Source organism: Fructilactobacillus sp. X8R4C1 (genome assembly GCF_059900905.1).
Genome location: NZ_JBWXVJ010000007.1, coordinates 1 through 433, shown reverse-complemented (window position 1 = coordinate 433; position 433 = coordinate 1). Strand labels below are relative to the sequence as shown.

Annotated in this window: 5 tRNA genes; all 5 read right to left on the bottom strand. The window is 50.3% G+C overall.

Going from position 1 to position 433, the window contains the following annotated elements:
- Nucleotides 1-74, bottom strand: a tRNA-Arg gene (locus AC6UDA_RS06930).
- Between the two features lie 9 nt (nt 75-83).
- A tRNA-Leu gene (locus tag AC6UDA_RS06925) sits at nt 84-169 on the bottom strand.
- Nucleotides 170-185: 16 nt separating this feature from the next.
- A tRNA-Gly gene (locus tag AC6UDA_RS06920) sits at nt 186-257 on the bottom strand.
- 5 nt (nt 258-262) lie between these two features.
- Nucleotides 263-335 (bottom strand) — tRNA-Thr (locus tag AC6UDA_RS06915).
- A 23-nt stretch (nt 336-358) separates the two neighbouring features.
- Nucleotides 359-431, bottom strand: a tRNA-Lys gene (locus tag AC6UDA_RS06910).
- Nucleotides 432-433 lie beyond the last annotated feature (2 nt).

The following is a 433-nucleotide window of genomic DNA, read 5'->3' as shown; positions in this document are numbered from 1 at the left end:
TGCACCTAGTAGGAGTCGAACCTACAACCTTCTGATTCGTAGTCAGACACTCTATCCAATTGCGCTATAGGTGCATAATAATATGCCGAGGACCGGGATCGAACCGGTACGGTCATCACTGACCGCAGGATTTTAAGTCCTGTGCGTCTGCCAATTCCGCCACCCCGGCATTATAAATTGACATAAGCGGAAGACGGGATTCGAACCCGCGACCTCCACCATGGCAAGGTGGCGTTCTACCACTGAACTACTTCCGCATAAATGCCGACTAGAGGATTCGAACCTCCGACCCCCTGTTTACAAGACAGGTGCTCTGCCAACTGAGCTAAGTCGGCATACATGCTATTTATATAAATAATGAGCCGTGGCGGGTTCGAACCGCCGACCCTCTGATTAAAAGTCAGATGCTCTACCAACTGAGCTAACGGCTCAA